This window comes from Nocardioides pakistanensis, from assembly GCF_054781215.1.
Genome location: NZ_BAAGUV010000012.1, coordinates 123,744 through 140,795 on the forward strand (window position 1 = coordinate 123,744; position 17,052 = coordinate 140,795).

The following is a 17,052-nucleotide window of genomic DNA, read 5'->3' on the forward strand; positions in this document are numbered from 1 at the left end:
CCATGCACTAGTCGGCCGCCAGTGTCTCCGCGTCTGCCGGGTAGGTGGCCATGTGCCGGTAGAGCGTAGAGCGGGACCATCCGACGAACCGCGCTGCCTCGGCTGCCGTCATGTCGTCCTCGTCCATCAGCCTGCGCGCGATCTTCACCTTGGTCTGTACCTCGGTCGGGTCCGGTGCGGGGCGGCCGAACTTCACTCCCCTTGCACGCGCCGCCGCGATTCCAGCGTTGATGCGCTCTCGGATGAGGTCGCGTTCGTACTGGGCGAGGGTTACGAACACGCCGAGCAGAAGCCGTCCCGTGGGGGTCGAGGGGTCAATGTTGTCCTGCAACGACCTGACCCCGACGCCGCGGTTCTGGAGTTCCTCCACGGTGTTGAGCACGTCGATCATGGACCGACCGAGACGGTCGATGCGCCACACGACGACCGTGTCTCCCTCTCGTGCCACGTCCAGCGCCCTGGTGAGTCCTGGTCGCTTGTCGGCCGACAGGGATCCCGAGGCCGAGTCGGCGTAGATGTAGCGCTCATCGACTCCGTGCTCGATGAGCGCCCGGCGTTGCAGGTCGTGATCCTGATCTGCGGTCGAAACTCGTGTGTACCCGATGAGCATCGTCTCGTTTACCTCTCGACTCTATGTGCGACTGTACTTTTGAGACGGTCCATGAGACACAGATGTTGCCCCCACAGCGCAGTTTCGGGACAGACTCGGGCGCCGCGCCCGGGAAGTCCTTGTGGGACGGCTCCGGGACCTACGGTGCCGAGCAGGGTCCGCCGGTCCCCCGGCCCCCGGCATAGGACGAGCATGTTCGCCTCGACCACCGACGCCTCACCGGCCGAGTTCGTCCACCTGCACGTGCACACCGAGCACTCCAAGCAGGACGGGATGATCACCGTCCGCAATCTCGTCGGGTCCGCGGTGGCCGACGGCCAGCCCGCGATCGCGATGACCGACCACGGGTCGACCGCTGGCGCCTGGCGGTTCTACAAGGAGGCCAAGAGGCAGGGCATCAAGCCAATCCTCGGCATCGAGGCCTACATGGCGCTCGTCCCCGACGGCTCCGACGGCAACCCCGCACTGGACCCGTTCGACCCGCAGGTGCGCTTCACCCAGTTCGCCTCTACCAAGGTCGACGCGGTCGACGGCGGTGACAAGCGCTCCACCTACAACCACCTGACGATCCTGGTCCGCAACGAGACCGGGTGGCGCAACCTGAGCGCGATGGTCAACGCTGCCGAGGACTCCTTCTGGGGCAAGCCGCGGATCGACTACGCGCTGCTGGAGCAGTACGGCGAGGGCCTGATCGTGCTCACCGGATGTCTCGGCGGTCCCGTCGCCGGTCCTTTGGCGCAGGGCGACCGGGACGAGGCGGCAGCAGCGATCCAGCGGCTGATCCGCTGCGTGGGCCAGGAGAACGTCTACGTCGAGATCATGGAGCACGGCCTGGAGGTCGAGGCCCAGAACCTGAAGGTGATGGCGGAACTGGCCGACGAAGCCGGGATCCCGCTGGTCGCCACCAACGACGCCCACTACACCGAGCCGAGTCACTGCCACGCCCACTCCGGCTTGCTCGCGCTGGCCACCGGCAAGGTGCTCTCCGACGAGAAGCGCTGGACGTTCAACGGCGAGGGCTACCACCTCCGCACCGAGGCCGAGATGCGCGCCCTGCGCGCGGGCAAGCGCTGGCAGCAGGCGGTCTCCGAGACCGCACGGATCGCCGAGCGCATCGACGATGATGTGCTTCCGGTCAAGGACCTGCGACTGCCCAGGTTCCCCGTGCCCGTCGAGTACGTGGCCGAGTGGGAGGCAGGCACGCCGACCACGGTCACCGACATCTTCGGTGTCGAGCAGCCCGCACGCCAGGTCGGCAAGAAGGCCTACCGCACCGCATCGGCGTACTACCTGCACCACCTGGTCGTCGACGGGGCCAAGGCCCGGTACGGGACACCGTTCGGCGCGGAGTTGAAGCAGCGACTGTCGTTCGAGGAGAGCGTCATCACCGGGCTCGGCCTGGACGACTACTTCCTCATCGTCCACGACGTGCTCGACTGGGCACGCTCGGACCGCGGCCTCCCGACCGCCGAGCACCCGCAGGGTGAGCCCGGGAAGAAGAAGCCGATCCTGGTCGGCCCCGGACGAGGCTCCGCCGCGGGTTCGGCGGTGTCCTACTGCCTCTACATCGTCATGGTGGAGCCGATCGCCAACGGGCTGCTGTTCGAGAGGTTCCTCGACCCCGAGCGCGTCGGCATGCCCGACATCGACGTCGACTTCGAGTTCATGCGCCGCGGCGAGGTCTACGAGTACCTGGCCGCCCGCTACGGCGCCGACTACGTCGCCCGGATCGGCGCGTTCCAGATGGCGAAGACCAAGCGTGCGATCAAGGACGCCGCCCGACTGCTAGAGAAGACCGCTCTCGGCGACCGGCTGACGAAGATGGTGCCGATGGACGGTGCCGAGCCGTTCACCTTCACCCAGATCGCCACCTCACCGGAGGCCGCGGAGTTCCGCGAGTTCGCGGCATCCGAGCCCGACGCCGCCGAGGTGCTCGACCTGGCACAGTTCTACGAGGGCGTGTCGATGGGCGAGACGATCCACGCCGCTGGCGTGATCATCTCCGATGAGCCGCTGCCCACCCTGATCCCGATGCGCTACCCGCGCGGCAAGGACAAGGACGAGGCCGACTCCGACACCAAGATCGCGCTATGGGACGGCGTCGACATCGACGGCTTCGGGATGCTGAAGTTGGACGCGCTCGCGCTGCGCAACCTCGACGTGGTCTCCATGTGCTGCGACAACATCCGCCACACCACCGGCGAGGTCGTCGACCCCGACGCCCTACCCGACCCCGACACCCAGGGCGACCCGCGCGTGGACAAGGCGTTCGCGCTGCTGCGGGCCGGGAAGACCGCGGGCATCTTCCAGTTGGAGTCCTCCGGCATCACCGAACTGTGCGAGGCGATCGCCCCGACCTCGTTCGCTGACCTGTCGGCTCTGGTGGCCCTGTACCGGCCCGGCCCGATGGGTGCCAACATGCACACCCGCTACGCCGACCGCAAGCACGGCCGCGAGCAGGTCGACTACTCGATCTTCACCAACGACCGTGCCGAGCAGGAGATCATCGCCGGAGTTCTCGACGAGACCTACGGGGTGATCGCCTACCAGGAGCAGTTGATGATCCTGGCCGCGGACATCGCAGGCTTCGACGCGGGCCTGAAGAACCGGCTGCGGAAGGCGGTCAGCAAGAAGAAGCAGGCCGAGATCGACGCGCTGAAGGCGATCTTCCTCGACGGCGGGCAGACCACCTTCGACCTGCCCGACGGACGGGTCTCCCCCGCGTTCAAGGCAGCGACGCTGGAGCGGCTGTGGGAGACGTTCAACGCGAGCGCGAAGTACCTGTTCAACAAGGCCCACTCGGCCGCCTACGGCTACCTGGCCTATGTGACCGCGTACCTGAAGGCGAACTGGCCGACCGAGTACGGCGCAGCGATCCTGAGCGTGACCGACAAGGACGACAAGCGCCGGGCCGCGCTGGACGCGCTCGCCCAGGACGGCATCACCGTGCTGCCGCCGGACGTTAACAAGTCGGGGGTCCACTCGATGCCCGACCCGGTCGACCCGTCCGCGGTCCGGCTCGGCATGAAGGAGATCCGCGACGTCGGCTCCAACAGCCGCTGGATCGTCCACGAGCGCGAGCAGCACGGCGAGTTCACCTCGCTGGCCGACGTGATCGCCCGGGTGAAGACCCCCAACGGTGACGGCGACCTGGTGTCGAAGATCTCCACCACCGCCATCGAGGGGCTCATCGAGTCCGGCGCGTGCGACTCGCTCGGCCCGCGCCTGGGCCACATCCTCGCGATGCGGGCGCTGCTGGCCAACCCGGACCTCGGCATCCCGGCTGCCGAGTGGGGCGCGCTGGAGCAGGCGACCCGGCAGCGTGTCCGGGTCGGGTTCTCGGTCGGCGAGCACCCGTTGAAGACGTTCCGCGACGTCCTGAAGGAGTGGGTCACCCCCGAGGACGACCTGTTCCGCGGAGAGACGTTCACCGCCCGTGGGGCGAAGCCGGTCAGCCTGCACACGGTGGGCCGCTCCGGCAACGGTCGCAACGGCCCGGTGGTCGCCCTCGGGCTGCTCACCGGCTGGACCGAGAAGCAGGGCAAGAACGGAAAGCGTGCCAACTTCACCATCGAGGGTTCACGCACCGTCATGGACGGGGTGATCTGGCCCGATTCGCTCTCCAGCCTGCGCAAGCGCGGACAGGTGCCCAACGTGGGCGACATCGTCGCCATCTCCGGGCGCGCCAAGGTCCGGCTCGTCGAGATCGAGGAGGACGGCGAGGAACGCACCGAGGAGCGCGTGGAGTTGATCGCCAACACCGTGTGGGTGATCGACGTCGACGACCACAAGTCGATGCCCGCGCCGGTCGCCGAACCGGTCAACCTGGCCCAGGTGATCGACCTCGCTCGGGCTCGTGAGCAGTCGCTGACCGCGACCGCCCGGAAGTCGACGAGGAGCACCTCGGAGCCCGAGCAGGACGCGCGCATCGCCGATGACCCGTTCCCCGACGTCCCTGGGTTCGCGGATGAGGAGGGCGCCGCGGTGGAACCGACGCCGCTGCGGCCCAAGAACCGGACGATCCTGTTGCGCGCCAGTTCGCTGGATCGCCTCGTGCGCGCAAGCGTCGTCGACGAGTCCGGCACGCCGTTTCCCAAGCACATCGCGATGGCGACCCGCAACGAGGCCGACCGGGTGATGTCAGCGCTGCGGACCCCACCCCGTGAGCACCTGCTCGGCAAGGCCGAAGGCGTCGTCTACCGGGTCCGCGGCGGGTGCCAGGGCGGCTGCCTCAACGGATGCGAGGTCCCTGAGGGCGCGACGACCTGTGCCTGCCAGTGCCCGGGATGCACCGACCGCCGGTCCAGCGCCGGTTACGAGGTCTGGGTGGTGATCGCGGGGAGCAAAGCCCCCGTTGCCGCATACATCCAGGCTGCCCAGGCATCGGAGACCTGGGAGCCGACTCAGGAGGCTGCCTGGTCGCGCACCTTCGCAGGTGCCGCCGCAGCAGCCACCGAGCCTGTCGAGCAGTACCCCGAGGACGCCGTCACCGCGGCGTGAGAGGAACCCGATGAGCACGCAATCCGACACAGCGGCCGGTCCGGCCCGGCAGTTGGAGTACCTGGTTCTCGACTTCGAGAACACCGGCCTGGACCCCCGGACCGACGCGATCGTCGAGGTCGCCGTCGTCGGCGTCGACCGGAACCTCGATGTCCTGTTCGAGTACGACACCCCGGTGCTCACCAGTCCCGAGGACATCGCAAAGATCGAGGCGAACGACTACCTGAGCGACATGCACTCCGGCAACGGGCTCCTCGATGCGCTCCGCGACGGCACGGATCTCCCGAGCCTGGCCGAAGTCGAGCAGAAGATCCTGGCGCTGATGGCCGAGCATCCGCAGCCGCAGCAGAAACCGCAGTTGGCCGGGTCCGGCGTGGGGCACCACGACCACAACTTCATCAAGTTCCAGATGCCGGTGCTGGCCGACGCTCTGTTCTACTCCACCTGCGACGCCGGGGTGATGCGCCGGGCGTACCTGAAGGCCACCGGTCGGCTGCTCACCGACATCGACCAGTCCAAGACCCACCGGGCGATGGACGACGTGCGCTGCCACATCGAGGAACTGCGGTCCTTCTTCGAGATGTTCCGCGCCTACGAGGCGATCCGCCAGGCCGGAGTCATCTGATGAAGATCGAACTGACGATGCGCCCCGACGAGGGCGACACGGTCACCCTGATTCAGCCCTACCTCGGGATGGACCCGTTCGCGCTGCTCCAGGTCCGCCCCGACCAGACCGACGCCGAGGACGGGATACGGCTGACCGTCGACACCGGCGGCGGGATCCCGCAGAGCGCAGCCGATCTGGCCGCGTTCCTGCGCGACGTCGCCGACTACCTCGACGACATCGAGGTCGAAGCGAACGAGGCGGTCGCTGCGGTCCTCGACGACTCTCCCTCCGACAAGGACGGGGCGGACCGATGAGCCTCGTGGCACTCCCCTACGGCGGCACGTCCGGCCACTCGGGGACCTCGACGTCGAAGACCCGCGCCCGCAACGCCGACCGGTCCGGCAAGACCGCCTCGCGGCAGGACGAGACCCGGACCCGGCTCACCGCCGCCAGGACCGACGGGCTCACCGTGGCGGAAGTGTGCGCCGCGACCGGCTGGCACCACGGCACGGCCTCCGGCGTCCTGTCGGTCCTGCACATGGTCGGCGACATCGCCCGGCTGGCCCAGACCCGCAACGGCTGCAAGATCTACGTGATGCCGCGCTACGTCGGCGCGCGCGTCGTCGAGCCGCAGGGCCGCAAGGCCAAGCCGACGTCTGCGAGCCCGTTCGCCCGGGTCGAGGACTGCGACGTCTGCCAGGGCACCGGCACCATCGAGTACGAGATGGACCCGCTCCAGATGGAACTCGGGTTCGTCTGCGGCTGCGGCGAGTGGGTCGTCGACACCGACCCGCACGAGCAGTGCCGCGACAAGCAGCCCCAGGTAGCGGCGTGAGCACCGGCGCGCTGCTCGGCCACGCCCTCGGCGGCACCGTCGAGCACACCGTCTCCAACGACGGGCTCCTGCTCATCTCGATCTACACCAGCCCCGACGGCGACACGATCACCGGCCGCGTCACCTGGCGCGACCGCCAGACCGCGGACGAGAACTACGCTAACGCTCAACGGTCCTTCGAGGACCGGGTCGTCGCACACTTCGCACCGAAACTGTCCAACCCCGCCCACGACGGGGACCGGCACCGGGCCTGGAAGCGCCAGACCTGGCTCGGCACCGCCTACCTGGGCCTGGCCACTGGATCGTCGACCCGACTCCGACCACGGGTGAACGTGAGGCTGCGCCGCAACGGCGAGCCCTCCCCGCTGGTGGCGGTCGGCTGGCTGCACGCAACGGCCTACCTGCGCTTGGCCCCGGCACGGCGCCGGACCGCCACCTGAGCCGCGCCAGGAGACTCCTCGCGCCGCGGGGAGAGAACGCTCCGCCGCCGTACACATCCTGGTCGACCGATCCGGCGAAGCCCGTTGTCACCGCGACTCAGGCCCGCGTACCTCACTGGCACACCACTGTCAGTGGCACCACCACAAGGGAGAACAGACATGGCTCAGAGCACCACCATCACCGAGACCGCCACCGAGCCGGGCGCCCTCATCTCTTTCCTGTCCGACCGCCGCGAGGTCTCCGTGGCCGAGGCTCTCGCCTGGGAGAGCGCGGCGGAGGCGATCCGCTTCGCCCCGCTCTCCCAGGCCGCCTGACCCGGCCCTAGAAGCCACCGGCTGCCGTCGTGCCGCCGGTGGCTTCTTGCTCGGCATAGGTCGGGCATGAGCACCCCCGGACGAAGCGGCCCGCGTTGCGCTGCCCTCTTCGTCGTACCCACCTCCGCGGTCTGCTACGCCCCGGCGGGCCATGACGGCGACCACGAGCCACCCAGACCCGGAACCGAACGCCGCGTGGACGTCGACTGGGCACGCCACTCGATTCCTCCGTACGCGCTCGAAGAGACCTGCCGTTGCGGGGCCCCGGCCGCGCACAACATCGCCGAGACTTCCGGCCCGGACACCTTCCACCCGCTCACCGCCTACCTGTGCTGCGACTGCTTCACCAGCGTCTTGGGCCCATGCGCCACCTACCCCTACGACCTCGACACGCACCGGAGCGTGACCGCGTGACCGACGACCGCCCCCGCAGCCTGTTCCCCAACGAGCAGGTCGCCGCCGACCGCCTCGCCTCGGCACTGGAACCGTTCCTGGCCGAGGCCCTCATCAGCGAGGAGCGTGCAGCCGGTCTCGCCCCGCTCCTCGCCCACTACGTCGTCGCCTCGGACTGGTTCGACGAGCAGGTCCGCAACGGGATCCTGCACGGCAAGCACATCGACGCCTACGAGACCTACGCCCTCGTCAGCGACCTACCCGGGGTCCGCGAGGACGTGCTCGGCCTGCTGCGTGACCGTGACGCCGAGGCCCGCCAAAAGTGGGACGACCACCGGCGCGCCATCGGCGGCCAGTGACCGAGGTCCCGGTGGCGGGGAGCGCCCGGTACGCCGCCGCACACATGAGGGCCATGTCCGACCAGACCCCGCGGATCCCGGTCTTCTCCTCCGACACGCCCGCGGACGGCAACGTCGGCCTGGCCGACCTGCACTACTTCGGCTGCGACTCGTTCGACACCTACGACTACGGCACCCGCACCGGGGACTGCGACTGCCGCAGCACGGTCGCCGCGCTGCTGACCGCGTTCCGCGAACAGGTCATCGCCGAGCACGCCGTCGGCACCCGTCCGGACTGCACCGAGGAGAAGTGACCATGCCCGACACCTACCGGTCCACGCTGCGCGAGTCGCTGCGCGACAACATCGTCGCCCCGTTCTTCGTCGGCGCGGGATACGACCAGCACCAGCCGAACGACCGCGAGGAGCGCGCCGACGCGCTCGCCGGGACGGTTTTGGATTCCTGCTGGCTCGAAGACCTCGTCGCTGCCGCTGAACAGCGCGGACGCCGTGCCGAGCAGGCGCGCCTGTCCACCAAGGTCGACACGGTGATCGAGGACCTCGACCACCACCGCGAGTTCGAGGGCGAGGCGGCCGAGTTCCGCAGCCGCGAGGGCTGGGTCGACGTCGGTGAGGTCGTGACCGGCCTGCTGCCCGACGAACCCGACCACGGCTCGTTCACCGACGCCTCGCGGCTGCTCGACGACGTCGGGGTGATCGCCGCGATCCGTCGCCGCACCGGCCTGAGCGCCTCTGACGCCCGCAACGTCCTCGTCGCCGTGGCCGAGCACATCGCTGCCCGGGCCATCCGCAACGACGCCGGACCGGTGACGTGATGTTCACCCGACGTGTCCCGGGAACCACCTGGATTCGCATTTTTGCCTCCAACCGGGCCGAACCGGGGCGAGGTTGGCTCTACGGGGGTGCGGTCTACCGGCTCTGCCTCCGTAGCGAGCGCCTCGGCTACGCGGTGGGCCTGATGGTGATGCCCGCCAGCCAGACCTCCGAGACATTCCGCGGGCGCCGCCGCACCGCCTACCTGCGCGGCCTGGCCGAAGGAAGGTACACGGCATGACCTGGCTGGTAGAGATCCGTCGCCGGGCCGCCGAGGTCGACTGGCGTGCCGAAGCCGTGCTCGTCGGGAAGGTCGTCTCAGCCGTCACACTGGCCGCGGCCCCGTACCCGTTCGCCTGGCTGGCGATCTCCGGCGAGGCCTCGGTGTCGGCCACCGACGTGCTCCTGGCCGTTGGCACCCTCGCGATCAGTGTCCCGCTGTTCTCCTTCGCGCTCCGCCTGGCCGGTGCTCGCCGGGCATGGTTCGGCGGGGTGTACATCGCCGGGCTTACCGGATTGATGGGCGCGTGGACGATCCTGTTCCGGGGAGCGGACCAAGTCAGCCCCGGGTCGTGGCTGGGGGCCGCAGGGTGCGTGGCCATCATCTACGCCCTCGACTACGGCTCACCCACCAAGTACCCCGTCAGTGAGGAGCCCTCGCGCCTGGACGCACCGGTCGACGTTTCTGCCCCCTGAACCGGGGAGACAACCCCGCGCGGCCGCACACCTGCGGGCCATGACCAAGACGCTCGCACCACAGACCCCCGCCGTCGACGCCCCCGTCGAGCAGGTTCCGTTGACCGCGCTGGACCGATGCGATCGTTGCGGCGCCCAGGCCTATGTCCGCACCGAGCACGATCCCGGCCCGCTGCTGTGGTGTGCCCACCACGCGGCCGCACACCGGTTCGCACTCTCCCCGTTCGTCGTCCAGGACGAGACGCACCGGCTGTACGAGGCGAACACCGCCTACAAGAACGGCGAGTAACCGGCGATGACCGCTGCGCCGCCCACTGGCGGCATAGGGACCGTCATGACCGACCCGACCGACCGCTACACCGACTGGTCCCTGGACGCCCTCGTCGCCGAGTTCGCCCTTGTCCGCGGTGACCTGGTCGAGCCGCAGGCTCGAACGCAGTTCATCGCCGCTGCGCTGGCTTCCGCCGAGGTCAGCGACTTGGTGGCCGCCGCCTACGCCGAGGGCCGCCGCGTGCAGGCTAGCGAGATCGCCTCCTACTGCCGCGCCCAGGCGACCAAGGCCGACCCGGCAACCGGGGACCACACCGCTCCGACCTGGTGGAACGGACACAACGCCGCGCTCCGGCAGATCGCAGAGCGCCAGGAGACCCGGATAGCCGAGGCGTTCGGATTCCCCGCCGCGTCCGATCCGACGCGGCAGGTCATCCCCGACCGAACCGCCGCGTGACCGAGCACATCGAGCCCCGGCCCAGCCGCCTCGACCAGATCCAAACCGCCCTGGCCGACCGGGCCACCCCGTACGCCGACCGCTGCGACCTTCACCTCGAACGCGACAAGGTGCCGTGCACGTGCGGGCACGTGTGCGGCATGCACGGCTCCTTCGATCCCGACCGCGGTTTCGTCGGCATCGGTCGCGGCCCCTGCGGGTTCGAGGCCCTCGACGCCTGGGCGCGATGGCAGCCGTGCCCATGCACCCAGATGACCGAGGTCACGGCTTCGTGACCTCCCCTGCGCGTCCGCTGCGCACCCCACACGACGGACCGGCACCCGGCTGGACCGCCCACCAGAAAGACGTGAGATCACAGTGACGACTCGGGCCGAACACCTCGACGAGATCCTGACCGGACTGGCCCTCTTCGACGCCTACACCGGACGCGACGCCGACGGGATCGGCAACCTGCTCGCCCACACCGACCTCAACGCCGCGCTGCTGGCGACCCTGACGTCGATGGAACTGCTCACCCAGATCTTCGCCGCGAGACTGGGCGCGGACGTGACCCAGGTGACCGACTCGGTGCGGCGACGTGTCATCCGCGAACTCGCAGCGACGGGACCAGTCAGCAGGTGATGACAGCGGGGAGCCATCACGGCTCTGCCGCACACCTAGAAGGCACGGAGCCACCCGGCCCGTTTCCGCCGCCGGTGCACCACCGATCGGCATAGGAGTAGACGTCCCCGCCAATCATGGCGGACGGCGACCGAGAGCCCACATGGGCACTACCTGGAAGGAACGTGCATGAACAGCACGCACTTCGTCGGCAACCTGGTTCGCGACCCCGAGTTGCGCACCGCGGCCAACGGCAACAAGCGGGCCACCTTCACCGTCGCGGTGAACGAGGGCGAGCGCGGTACCGACAACGAGAAGACCCACTTCGTCAACGTGACCGCCTTCGGCACGCTCGGCGAGAACATGGCCGCGTCCCTGGTCAAGGGTCAGCGAGTCCTCGTCGTCGGCCGGTTCGACTCCTACAGCAAGGAGGTCCAGATCGACGGGGAGGACAAGAACCTCCCGATGCTGTCCTTCATCGCCTCCGCGGTCGGCCCCGACCTGCGCTGGGCGACCGCCAAGGTCAGCAAGGTCGAGAGCAGCGGTGGCTCCAGCACCAACGGCGGCAACGGTGGCGGCAACTCCACTGCCAAGCCCGCCGTGCAGAAGGCTGCCCCGGCTGCTGCTGCGGGCGACGACGACGACTTCTGAGTCGACCGCCCACGACGGGCCGGTGACCGGCCGAGGCTGCCTCCGAGCGCCGGTCACCGAACCCGGCTGAGAAAACTCCCGGACCCCTGAGGGCCGGGAGTTTTCTTGTTCCCCGCTACGCATGTCGCGTGCCGAGGCGGTCCCTCCCTGCCGCCCCGGAAGGCGCACCTCCCCTAGGCGCCGACCAACCTCGCCGACCGGAAGGAGAACCCGTGCCCATCAAGGCCGTTCTCCTTCTGGTCGCCTGGATTCTTCCCGCGGCGCTGATCGCCAACGCGGCCGCGGACCCGCCGCCTGGTCACCCGGCGCCCGACGTGGACGCACCCGGCCTCGTGCGCGCTGTCGCCGACGGACTCTGGACCATCCTGTGGTGGGCAGCGGAGAACCCGAAGGCGGCAGGCGTCGCGGCCCTCCTCGTCCTCGTCCCGCTGCTCGCCGGGGTGGCTGCGCGCGCGATCCCGCGGCCAGTGCAGAAGGACCAGCAACGGATGTTCACCGCCAACCAGCGCCGTACGGGATTCGCCCGGGCCGGGGGCCGCTGCGAAGCCGAGACGGTGTGGTTTCTGCGCTGCCGTGCTGCCGCCTCCCACGGCGACCACTGGTACCCGTGGACTCTCGGCGGCGCCACCACCATGGGCAACTTCGTCGCCATGTGCCCCCGGCACAACACCTCCAAGGGTGCCAAGGTGCCCACGTTCTGGCAGACCTGGCGGCTCGGCAGACGCCGCCGCGGCTACTTCCCGGCACACATGGACGTGCATGCCGGAGACCGAACGCCCCCGCTCCCGCCCGCGTCCCCCTCGTTCGTTTACGCGGCCAGGAAGTAGCGCCGCCAGTTCCGCTGGATCTCCGCATGTTGCAGGGTATGAGGGAAGACAGTCTCCGCGACGAGCACGGGGAGCCCGGCGACCGGCCCCGGCCCGCGCAGCGCCTTCCCCATGACGCGGCCGCTGCACCCGATCCCGGCGCACCGCTGGACGTCCCGCACACGCACCGGAGCGCCCCCGAGCCGACTGGCACCGCGCACCCAGCGCCGCCGACGGGCTACGACCGGGCCGGGAACCGCGAGACCACGCTCGCCGCCGACGCGGCCAAGGTCGCCCGCTCGGCGAAGGACGCCACCAGCCCGAAGACGATCGCAGTCAACGGAGCACTCGCAGCAACCGGGATGCACACGGCCAAGGAGGCCCTCGGCGTCGGTCACGACCTCGCCGGAGCCGCCCGCGAAGAGACCGGTCATGCTGGCCGCGACACCGCTCCCCCGGCACGCCCTGCCCGGCCGCCGCAGCGGCACCGAGCCGCCGACATCGCAGGACCCGGGACCGGCCAGGACGCACGACCGGCCCCCCGGCAGAACCGTGCTGGCTCAGCCCCGACTCCGCTGCCAGCGGGGACGAGGAAGACCTCACGCAGCCGCCCCAACGTCGCCTTGGGCACTGCCGCCAAGCGTTCCGGCCTCGGCGACGTCCACTCCACGCTGCTGATTCCGGGCGAGGGTGAACACTCCTACACAGGAGCAGCGCGGGATACAGCAAAGGGCGCCAAGGCCGGTGCCAAGATCGGCTCTGCGGTCCCTGTGGCCGGTACCGCCGCCGGGGCCGCGGTCGGTGGCGCGCTCGGGGCACTGAAGTCCAAGCGCGGGCGACGTCTCATGCTCGGACTCGCGCTCCTGCCCCCGGTCGCGGTCGCGATGGCACTGTTCCTCCTGCTGTCGATGGTCAGCGGCGGGGCCGCAGCATCGTTCAAGGCCAACGACACCGCGGTGGCGCTCGACGCGGCCGAGGAGGCTGGCGTCGATCCGGCGTTGGTGAACACCTACTACGAGGCTTCGGCCAACCGCGGCGTGAACTGGGAGTTCCTGGCCGCCATCGCCCACGCGGCCAACGGCAGCACCGAGGCCCCGCCCGCCGACGACCTGTCCAAGATGGCCGAGGACGACGAGCCGATCGGCCCGTTCGGGATCAAGTACCAGACCGCCCGCGACACCTCGACCCGCTACGGCGTCGACCTGCCCGAGCCGGAGGTCCTCTACGACACCGAGCAGGCCAGCGAGTTCCTGGCGGCACTGTTCGCTGTGATCCTCGCCGAGGAGACCGATGGACCCAGTCTGGACGCGGGCGTGGTGATCGCTGAGGACGACGAGTCCGGCCACAAGTTGGTGATCGACACCGCCGACGAGCAAGCGCAGGCCGACGCCGACGACGCCCAGGAACAGTTCACCAAGGCGCTGGAACTCCTGCCGGTCGAAGCGGCCGAGACCAACGCCGCCGGGGTGTTCGACACCGCCCGGTCCTGGCACCTCGGCGGTCAGGACTCCTGCGCGATCTCCGGCCCGACCAGCGGCCCCTCCTCGATCGAGGGCATCCCCCAGGTCGCCCTCGACGCCTACAACAAGGCGGCCCAGGCCAGCGGCATCGACTGGGCGGTCATCGCCGCGATCGGCTTCCACGAGGGCAGCCACGGCAGCGCGAACGGCGCCACCTTGTCGGCCACCGGCGACATCCGGCCCAAGATCCTCGGTGTGGTCCTCGACGGCAGCACCCCGGGAACGTCAGTGATCGCCGACTGGGACAACGGCCGCTACGACGGGAACAGGCAGTGGGAGCGCGCCATCGGTCCGTTGCAGTTCCTTCCCCAGACGTGGGAGGCGATGGCCAAGGACGGCAACGCCGACGGCAAGATCGACCCCGACAACATCTTCGACTCCGCGATGGCGGCCGCGTTCTACTTGAAGGCATCGGGCGCCCCGGCCGACTACGACAGGGCGATCCTGACCTACAACAACAGCACGACCTACCTGGCCGACATCAAGGCGAAGGCCGAGGAGTACCGGAGCGCCCCCGCCGCCCCCACCGCATCACCTGAGGCTGGCCCTGCCGGAGCGAAGTCGGGCCCTGGCAGCACACCCGAGCCCGACTCGACCAACCCGGCCCCCGAGGAAGACAGCGACCCCGGCACCGACGTGGGCAGTGGACCGGCATCGGGGGCGTGGACACGGCCGCTGGACGCCGGACACGAGATCACCTCCCCCTTCGGCATGCGCATGCACCCCGTCCTCCACGTCTACAAGTTGCACGACGGCACCGACTTCGGCGCCGCCGAGGGCACCCCCGTGTACGCGATCGGCGACGGGGTCGTCGAGACCGCTGGGACCCCCGACAGTCACTGGGCGGGCCCGAACTACGTGACGATCAACCACGGCACCGTCGACGGCAAGTCGACCTCCTCCGGCTACGGCCACATGTCGGCGATGAACGTCACCGTGGGCCAACAGGTCAAGGCAGGAGACCTGATCGGCGCGGTCGGCAACATGGGGCTGTCCAGCGGTGCCCACCTCCACCTCCAGGTCTTCCAGGACGGCACCGTGGTCGATCCGGCACTCTTCTTGACCACCGCCGGGTTCCCGGTCTCCACCGGCGCGGCCGGATGCGGCGTGGGCAACTTCCCGCCGCCGACCGGAGACGGCGCCTGGGGCGGCTACCAGAACGGGCAGATCCCGCTGGAGGAGTTGCAGGAGTTGTCTTTCTCTCCCGGTGCGTACCTCCGGGCCGACGCCGCGCAGTCCCTGGAGCGGCTCAACGATGCCTTCCAGGCCGAGTTCGGCAAGAACATCGGACCGGTCGGCGGCTACCGCCCCTACGAGGACCAGGTGCAGTGCCAACTGGAGAAGGGCAGTCTCTGCGCGACGCCCGGCACCTCCAACCACGGCTGGGCGCTGGCCGCCGACCTGGGCGCCAACATCAATGTCTTCGGGACGCCCGAGCACAACTGGATGGTCGAGCACGCCGGGGTCTACGGCTGGATCCTCCCACCGTGGGCGCAGCAGGGCGGCTCCAAGCCTGAGCCGTGGCACTGGCAGTTCGGGCTCACCGACTAACCCGGGGAAGGGACACCACGATGAACCACACCACCGCCAAGAGCGTCACCGTCGCGGCCGTCGGGCTGCTGCTCGTCAGCACCGCGGGCTGCGCCAGCAGCGCACCGCAAGAAGACCCCGGTGACCGCGAGCGCACCGGGTCCCAGGTCTCGCTGACCAACCCCTCGGCCGGGTCGGGCCACGACGGGGCAGTCCAGCCGTCGCCCGCGTCCGGCTCGTCGGATGACGCGACGGGCTACGACCTGCACCTTCCTGTCGACATGGCGACCCTGGAGGAGGTCGCCGCCGAGGCAGCGGAGTTCACCGGCCTGTACGCCTCCTACGACTACCGCGACTCCCCCGACGAGCGCCTGCGGGACCTGGAGCGCTACGTCGCCAAGGAACACATGGTGGACCTCCAGGACGCGGTTCCGGTCGGGGCCCTCGCCGACTCCTACAGACGAGACCGGGTGGTCACCACCGCGCGGGTGAGCGACGTGTCGCTGGAGATGGTCTCGTCCGAATCTGCGCTGTTCACCATCGAGGTGAAGGCCACCACCTCGATCGGAGGCGAGGACACCGACACCGCGATCGAGTACGCGGTCACCATGCGCAAGCAGATCCGGTCCTGGGCGGTGGAGAACCTGACCCCGGTCGGCGACGGAAGCGGCGCGCACCAGCACTGAGCCGTGCGGGCGGCGAGTCCACGAGAGGCAGAACAGCCCCGGCCGGAGATCCCGGCCGGGGCTACTGTCGTATCGGAGTCCGCCACGCGTCGTGTCGGGCTCAGGTGTTTTGAATGACGATCTGCCCGACGGTGTGCAGTTGTGCCCGGACCTCTTCGATCTCCCTCTCCAGGGCCGCCCGCTGCTCGGCGTTGAGACGTCCTTCCATCTCGGTGAGCATGACGCGGATCTGCTCGGTGTCCACAGACGGCTTCTTCACGTAGTCGCGGTCCAGGAAGTGCCGCGACAGGCCGCTGAGTCCGGTCTCCTCGGCGATCTGCCGCACCGTCTTGGGGCCTGCGCTGGTGCCGACCGTGTGGTCCCACACGTGGACTCGTTGGGCGCCGTCTTCGAGGCCGAACGCCGCGTTGTACATCGCCAGCGCACGGACGGTGGGGCGTACGTCGATCCGCGGTAGCCGTTCCGGGCCCTGTTCGAGGACGCGGCGGATGCGCTCCTCGAACTCGACCTGGGCCGCGTGGTGGCGCCCTTCTCGGTCGGCCACTGCCGCGGCGTCATCGGAGTCCACCGGCGGGTTCTGGAAGTACCAGTCCCAGCCGCCGTGGGTGTTCCACAGGATCGACGGCATCTGCTCGATCCGCTTGTCCCTGGAACCGGTGTAGGTCTCCTCGCACGCCGCGAGGGCCTCATCGGGCAGGTCGACGACGCTCCAGAACTGGACGATCTGGTCCGGGGTGCGCAGCAGCGGCGGGTAGTAGTAGTCCCCGTCGAGAGGCACCAGGGACACGTTCGCCTCGGGACGCTGAACGGTCCCGAACTGGCCACCGGAAGGAGTGCCCGAGGGCTGACGCGGCTGCTCACTCATCGGTCCCCCGCAGGTGGGGCATCGGGTCGTTGACGTGCTGGTGGTGTCCATGTCCGAAATCGTAACTTCGGCCCGGTCCGTGGCCCGTCATGTCTGCTCC

Annotated in this window: 21 protein-coding genes; 19 read left to right on the forward strand and 2 right to left on the reverse strand. The window is 69.5% G+C overall.

Features of this window, described 5'->3' with window-relative positions; translation table 11 throughout:
- Positions 1–7: 7 nt before the first annotated feature.
- Positions 8–610 carry a recombinase family protein gene (locus tag ACYVIH_RS05020; protein ID WP_460866669.1) on the reverse strand — a complete coding sequence of 201 codons (603 nt, stop codon included), beginning with the start codon at positions 608–610 and terminating at the stop codon, positions 8–10.
- 192 nt (positions 611–802) lie between these two features.
- Here ACYVIH_RS05020 and ACYVIH_RS05025 point away from each other — a divergent pair, with 192 nt between their 5' ends.
- From ACYVIH_RS05025 to ACYVIH_RS05115, 19 genes are all read left to right on the forward strand, one after another.
- Entirely contained in the window at positions 803–5,110 is a 4,308-nt protein-coding gene (locus ACYVIH_RS05025; protein ID WP_460866671.1) for a DNA polymerase III subunit alpha, read from the forward strand.
- A 10-nt stretch (positions 5,111–5,120) separates the two neighbouring features.
- A complete protein-coding gene (locus ACYVIH_RS05030) occupies positions 5,121–5,735 on the forward strand; it encodes an exonuclease domain-containing protein (RefSeq protein ID WP_460866673.1) in 615 nt (204 codons plus the stop codon).
- Positions 5,735–6,031 carry a hypothetical protein gene (locus ACYVIH_RS05035; protein ID WP_460866676.1) on the forward strand — a complete coding sequence of 99 codons (297 nt, stop codon included), beginning with the start codon at positions 5,735–5,737 and terminating at the stop codon, positions 6,029–6,031. The genes ACYVIH_RS05030 and ACYVIH_RS05035 overlap by 1 nt, the downstream gene beginning before the upstream one ends.
- Positions 6,028–6,552 (forward strand): hypothetical protein, encoded by a 525-nt coding sequence (locus ACYVIH_RS05040; protein WP_460866678.1) that lies wholly within the window; start codon positions 6,028–6,030, stop codon positions 6,550–6,552. The genes ACYVIH_RS05035 and ACYVIH_RS05040 overlap by 4 nt, the downstream gene beginning before the upstream one ends.
- Positions 6,549–6,992, forward strand: coding sequence for a hypothetical protein (locus ACYVIH_RS05045; RefSeq protein WP_460866680.1), 444 nt, complete (start codon positions 6,549–6,551; stop codon positions 6,990–6,992). The genes ACYVIH_RS05040 and ACYVIH_RS05045 overlap by 4 nt, the downstream gene beginning before the upstream one ends.
- A 159-nt stretch (positions 6,993–7,151) precedes the next feature.
- Positions 7,152–7,307, forward strand: a complete 156-nt coding sequence (locus ACYVIH_RS05050; protein WP_460866682.1) for a hypothetical protein — start codon at positions 7,152–7,154, stop codon at positions 7,305–7,307.
- A gap of 66 nt (positions 7,308–7,373) precedes the next feature.
- On the forward strand, positions 7,374–7,721 hold the full coding sequence (locus ACYVIH_RS05055) for a hypothetical protein (RefSeq protein ID WP_460866684.1): 348 nt from the start codon (positions 7,374–7,376) through the stop codon (positions 7,719–7,721).
- Positions 7,718–8,059: a hypothetical protein gene (locus ACYVIH_RS05060; RefSeq protein WP_460866686.1), complete on the forward strand. Its 342-nt coding sequence runs from the start codon at positions 7,718–7,720 to the stop codon at positions 8,057–8,059. Before ACYVIH_RS05055 ends, ACYVIH_RS05060 begins: the two co-directional genes overlap by 4 nt.
- Positions 8,060–8,112: 53 nt before the next feature.
- Positions 8,113–8,352 (forward strand): hypothetical protein, encoded by a 240-nt coding sequence (locus ACYVIH_RS05065; protein WP_460866688.1) that lies wholly within the window; start codon positions 8,113–8,115, stop codon positions 8,350–8,352.
- Positions 8,353–8,354: 2 nt separating this feature from the next.
- Positions 8,355–8,873, forward strand: coding sequence for a hypothetical protein (locus ACYVIH_RS05070; RefSeq protein WP_460866690.1), 519 nt, complete (start codon positions 8,355–8,357; stop codon positions 8,871–8,873).
- Positions 8,874–9,108: 235 nt separating this feature from the next.
- Entirely contained in the window at positions 9,109–9,567 is a 459-nt protein-coding gene (locus ACYVIH_RS05075; RefSeq protein ID WP_460866691.1) for a hypothetical protein, read from the forward strand.
- A 40-nt stretch (positions 9,568–9,607) separates the two neighbouring features.
- A complete protein-coding gene (locus ACYVIH_RS05080; RefSeq protein WP_460866694.1) occupies positions 9,608–9,856 on the forward strand; it encodes a DUF7455 domain-containing protein in 249 nt (82 codons plus the stop codon).
- 45 nt (positions 9,857–9,901) lie between these two features.
- On the forward strand, positions 9,902–10,294 hold the full coding sequence (locus tag ACYVIH_RS05085; RefSeq protein ID WP_460866696.1) for a hypothetical protein: 393 nt from the start codon (positions 9,902–9,904) through the stop codon (positions 10,292–10,294).
- Positions 10,291–10,569 (forward strand): hypothetical protein, encoded by a 279-nt coding sequence (locus ACYVIH_RS05090; protein WP_460866697.1) that lies wholly within the window; start codon positions 10,291–10,293, stop codon positions 10,567–10,569. The genes ACYVIH_RS05085 and ACYVIH_RS05090 overlap by 4 nt, the downstream gene beginning before the upstream one ends.
- Positions 10,570–10,651: 82 nt before the next feature.
- The gene (locus ACYVIH_RS05095) at positions 10,652–10,915 is read left to right on the forward strand and encodes a hypothetical protein (protein WP_460866700.1); all 264 of its coding nucleotides are present in this window, start codon (positions 10,652–10,654) and stop codon (positions 10,913–10,915) included.
- Positions 10,916–11,083: 168 nt separating this feature from the next.
- The gene (locus ACYVIH_RS05100) at positions 11,084–11,545 is read left to right on the forward strand and encodes a single-stranded DNA-binding protein (protein WP_460866703.1); all 462 of its coding nucleotides are present in this window, start codon (positions 11,084–11,086) and stop codon (positions 11,543–11,545) included.
- A 212-nt stretch (positions 11,546–11,757) separates the two neighbouring features.
- A complete protein-coding gene (locus ACYVIH_RS05105; RefSeq protein ID WP_460866705.1) occupies positions 11,758–12,372 on the forward strand; it encodes a hypothetical protein in 615 nt (204 codons plus the stop codon).
- Positions 12,373–12,410: 38 nt separating this feature from the next.
- A complete protein-coding gene (locus ACYVIH_RS05110) occupies positions 12,411–15,422 on the forward strand; it encodes a peptidoglycan DD-metalloendopeptidase family protein (protein ID WP_460866707.1) in 3,012 nt (1,003 codons plus the stop codon).
- Between the two features lie 20 nt (positions 15,423–15,442).
- The gene (locus ACYVIH_RS05115) at positions 15,443–16,087 is read left to right on the forward strand and encodes a hypothetical protein (RefSeq protein ID WP_460866709.1); all 645 of its coding nucleotides are present in this window, start codon (positions 15,443–15,445) and stop codon (positions 16,085–16,087) included.
- Positions 16,088–16,187: 100 nt separating this feature from the next.
- Here the strand turns inward: ACYVIH_RS05115 and ACYVIH_RS05120 are convergent, their stop codons facing one another.
- Positions 16,188–16,952, reverse strand: coding sequence for a hypothetical protein (locus tag ACYVIH_RS05120; RefSeq protein ID WP_460866711.1), 765 nt, complete (start codon positions 16,950–16,952; stop codon positions 16,188–16,190).
- Between the last annotated feature and the right edge of the window lie 100 nt (positions 16,953–17,052).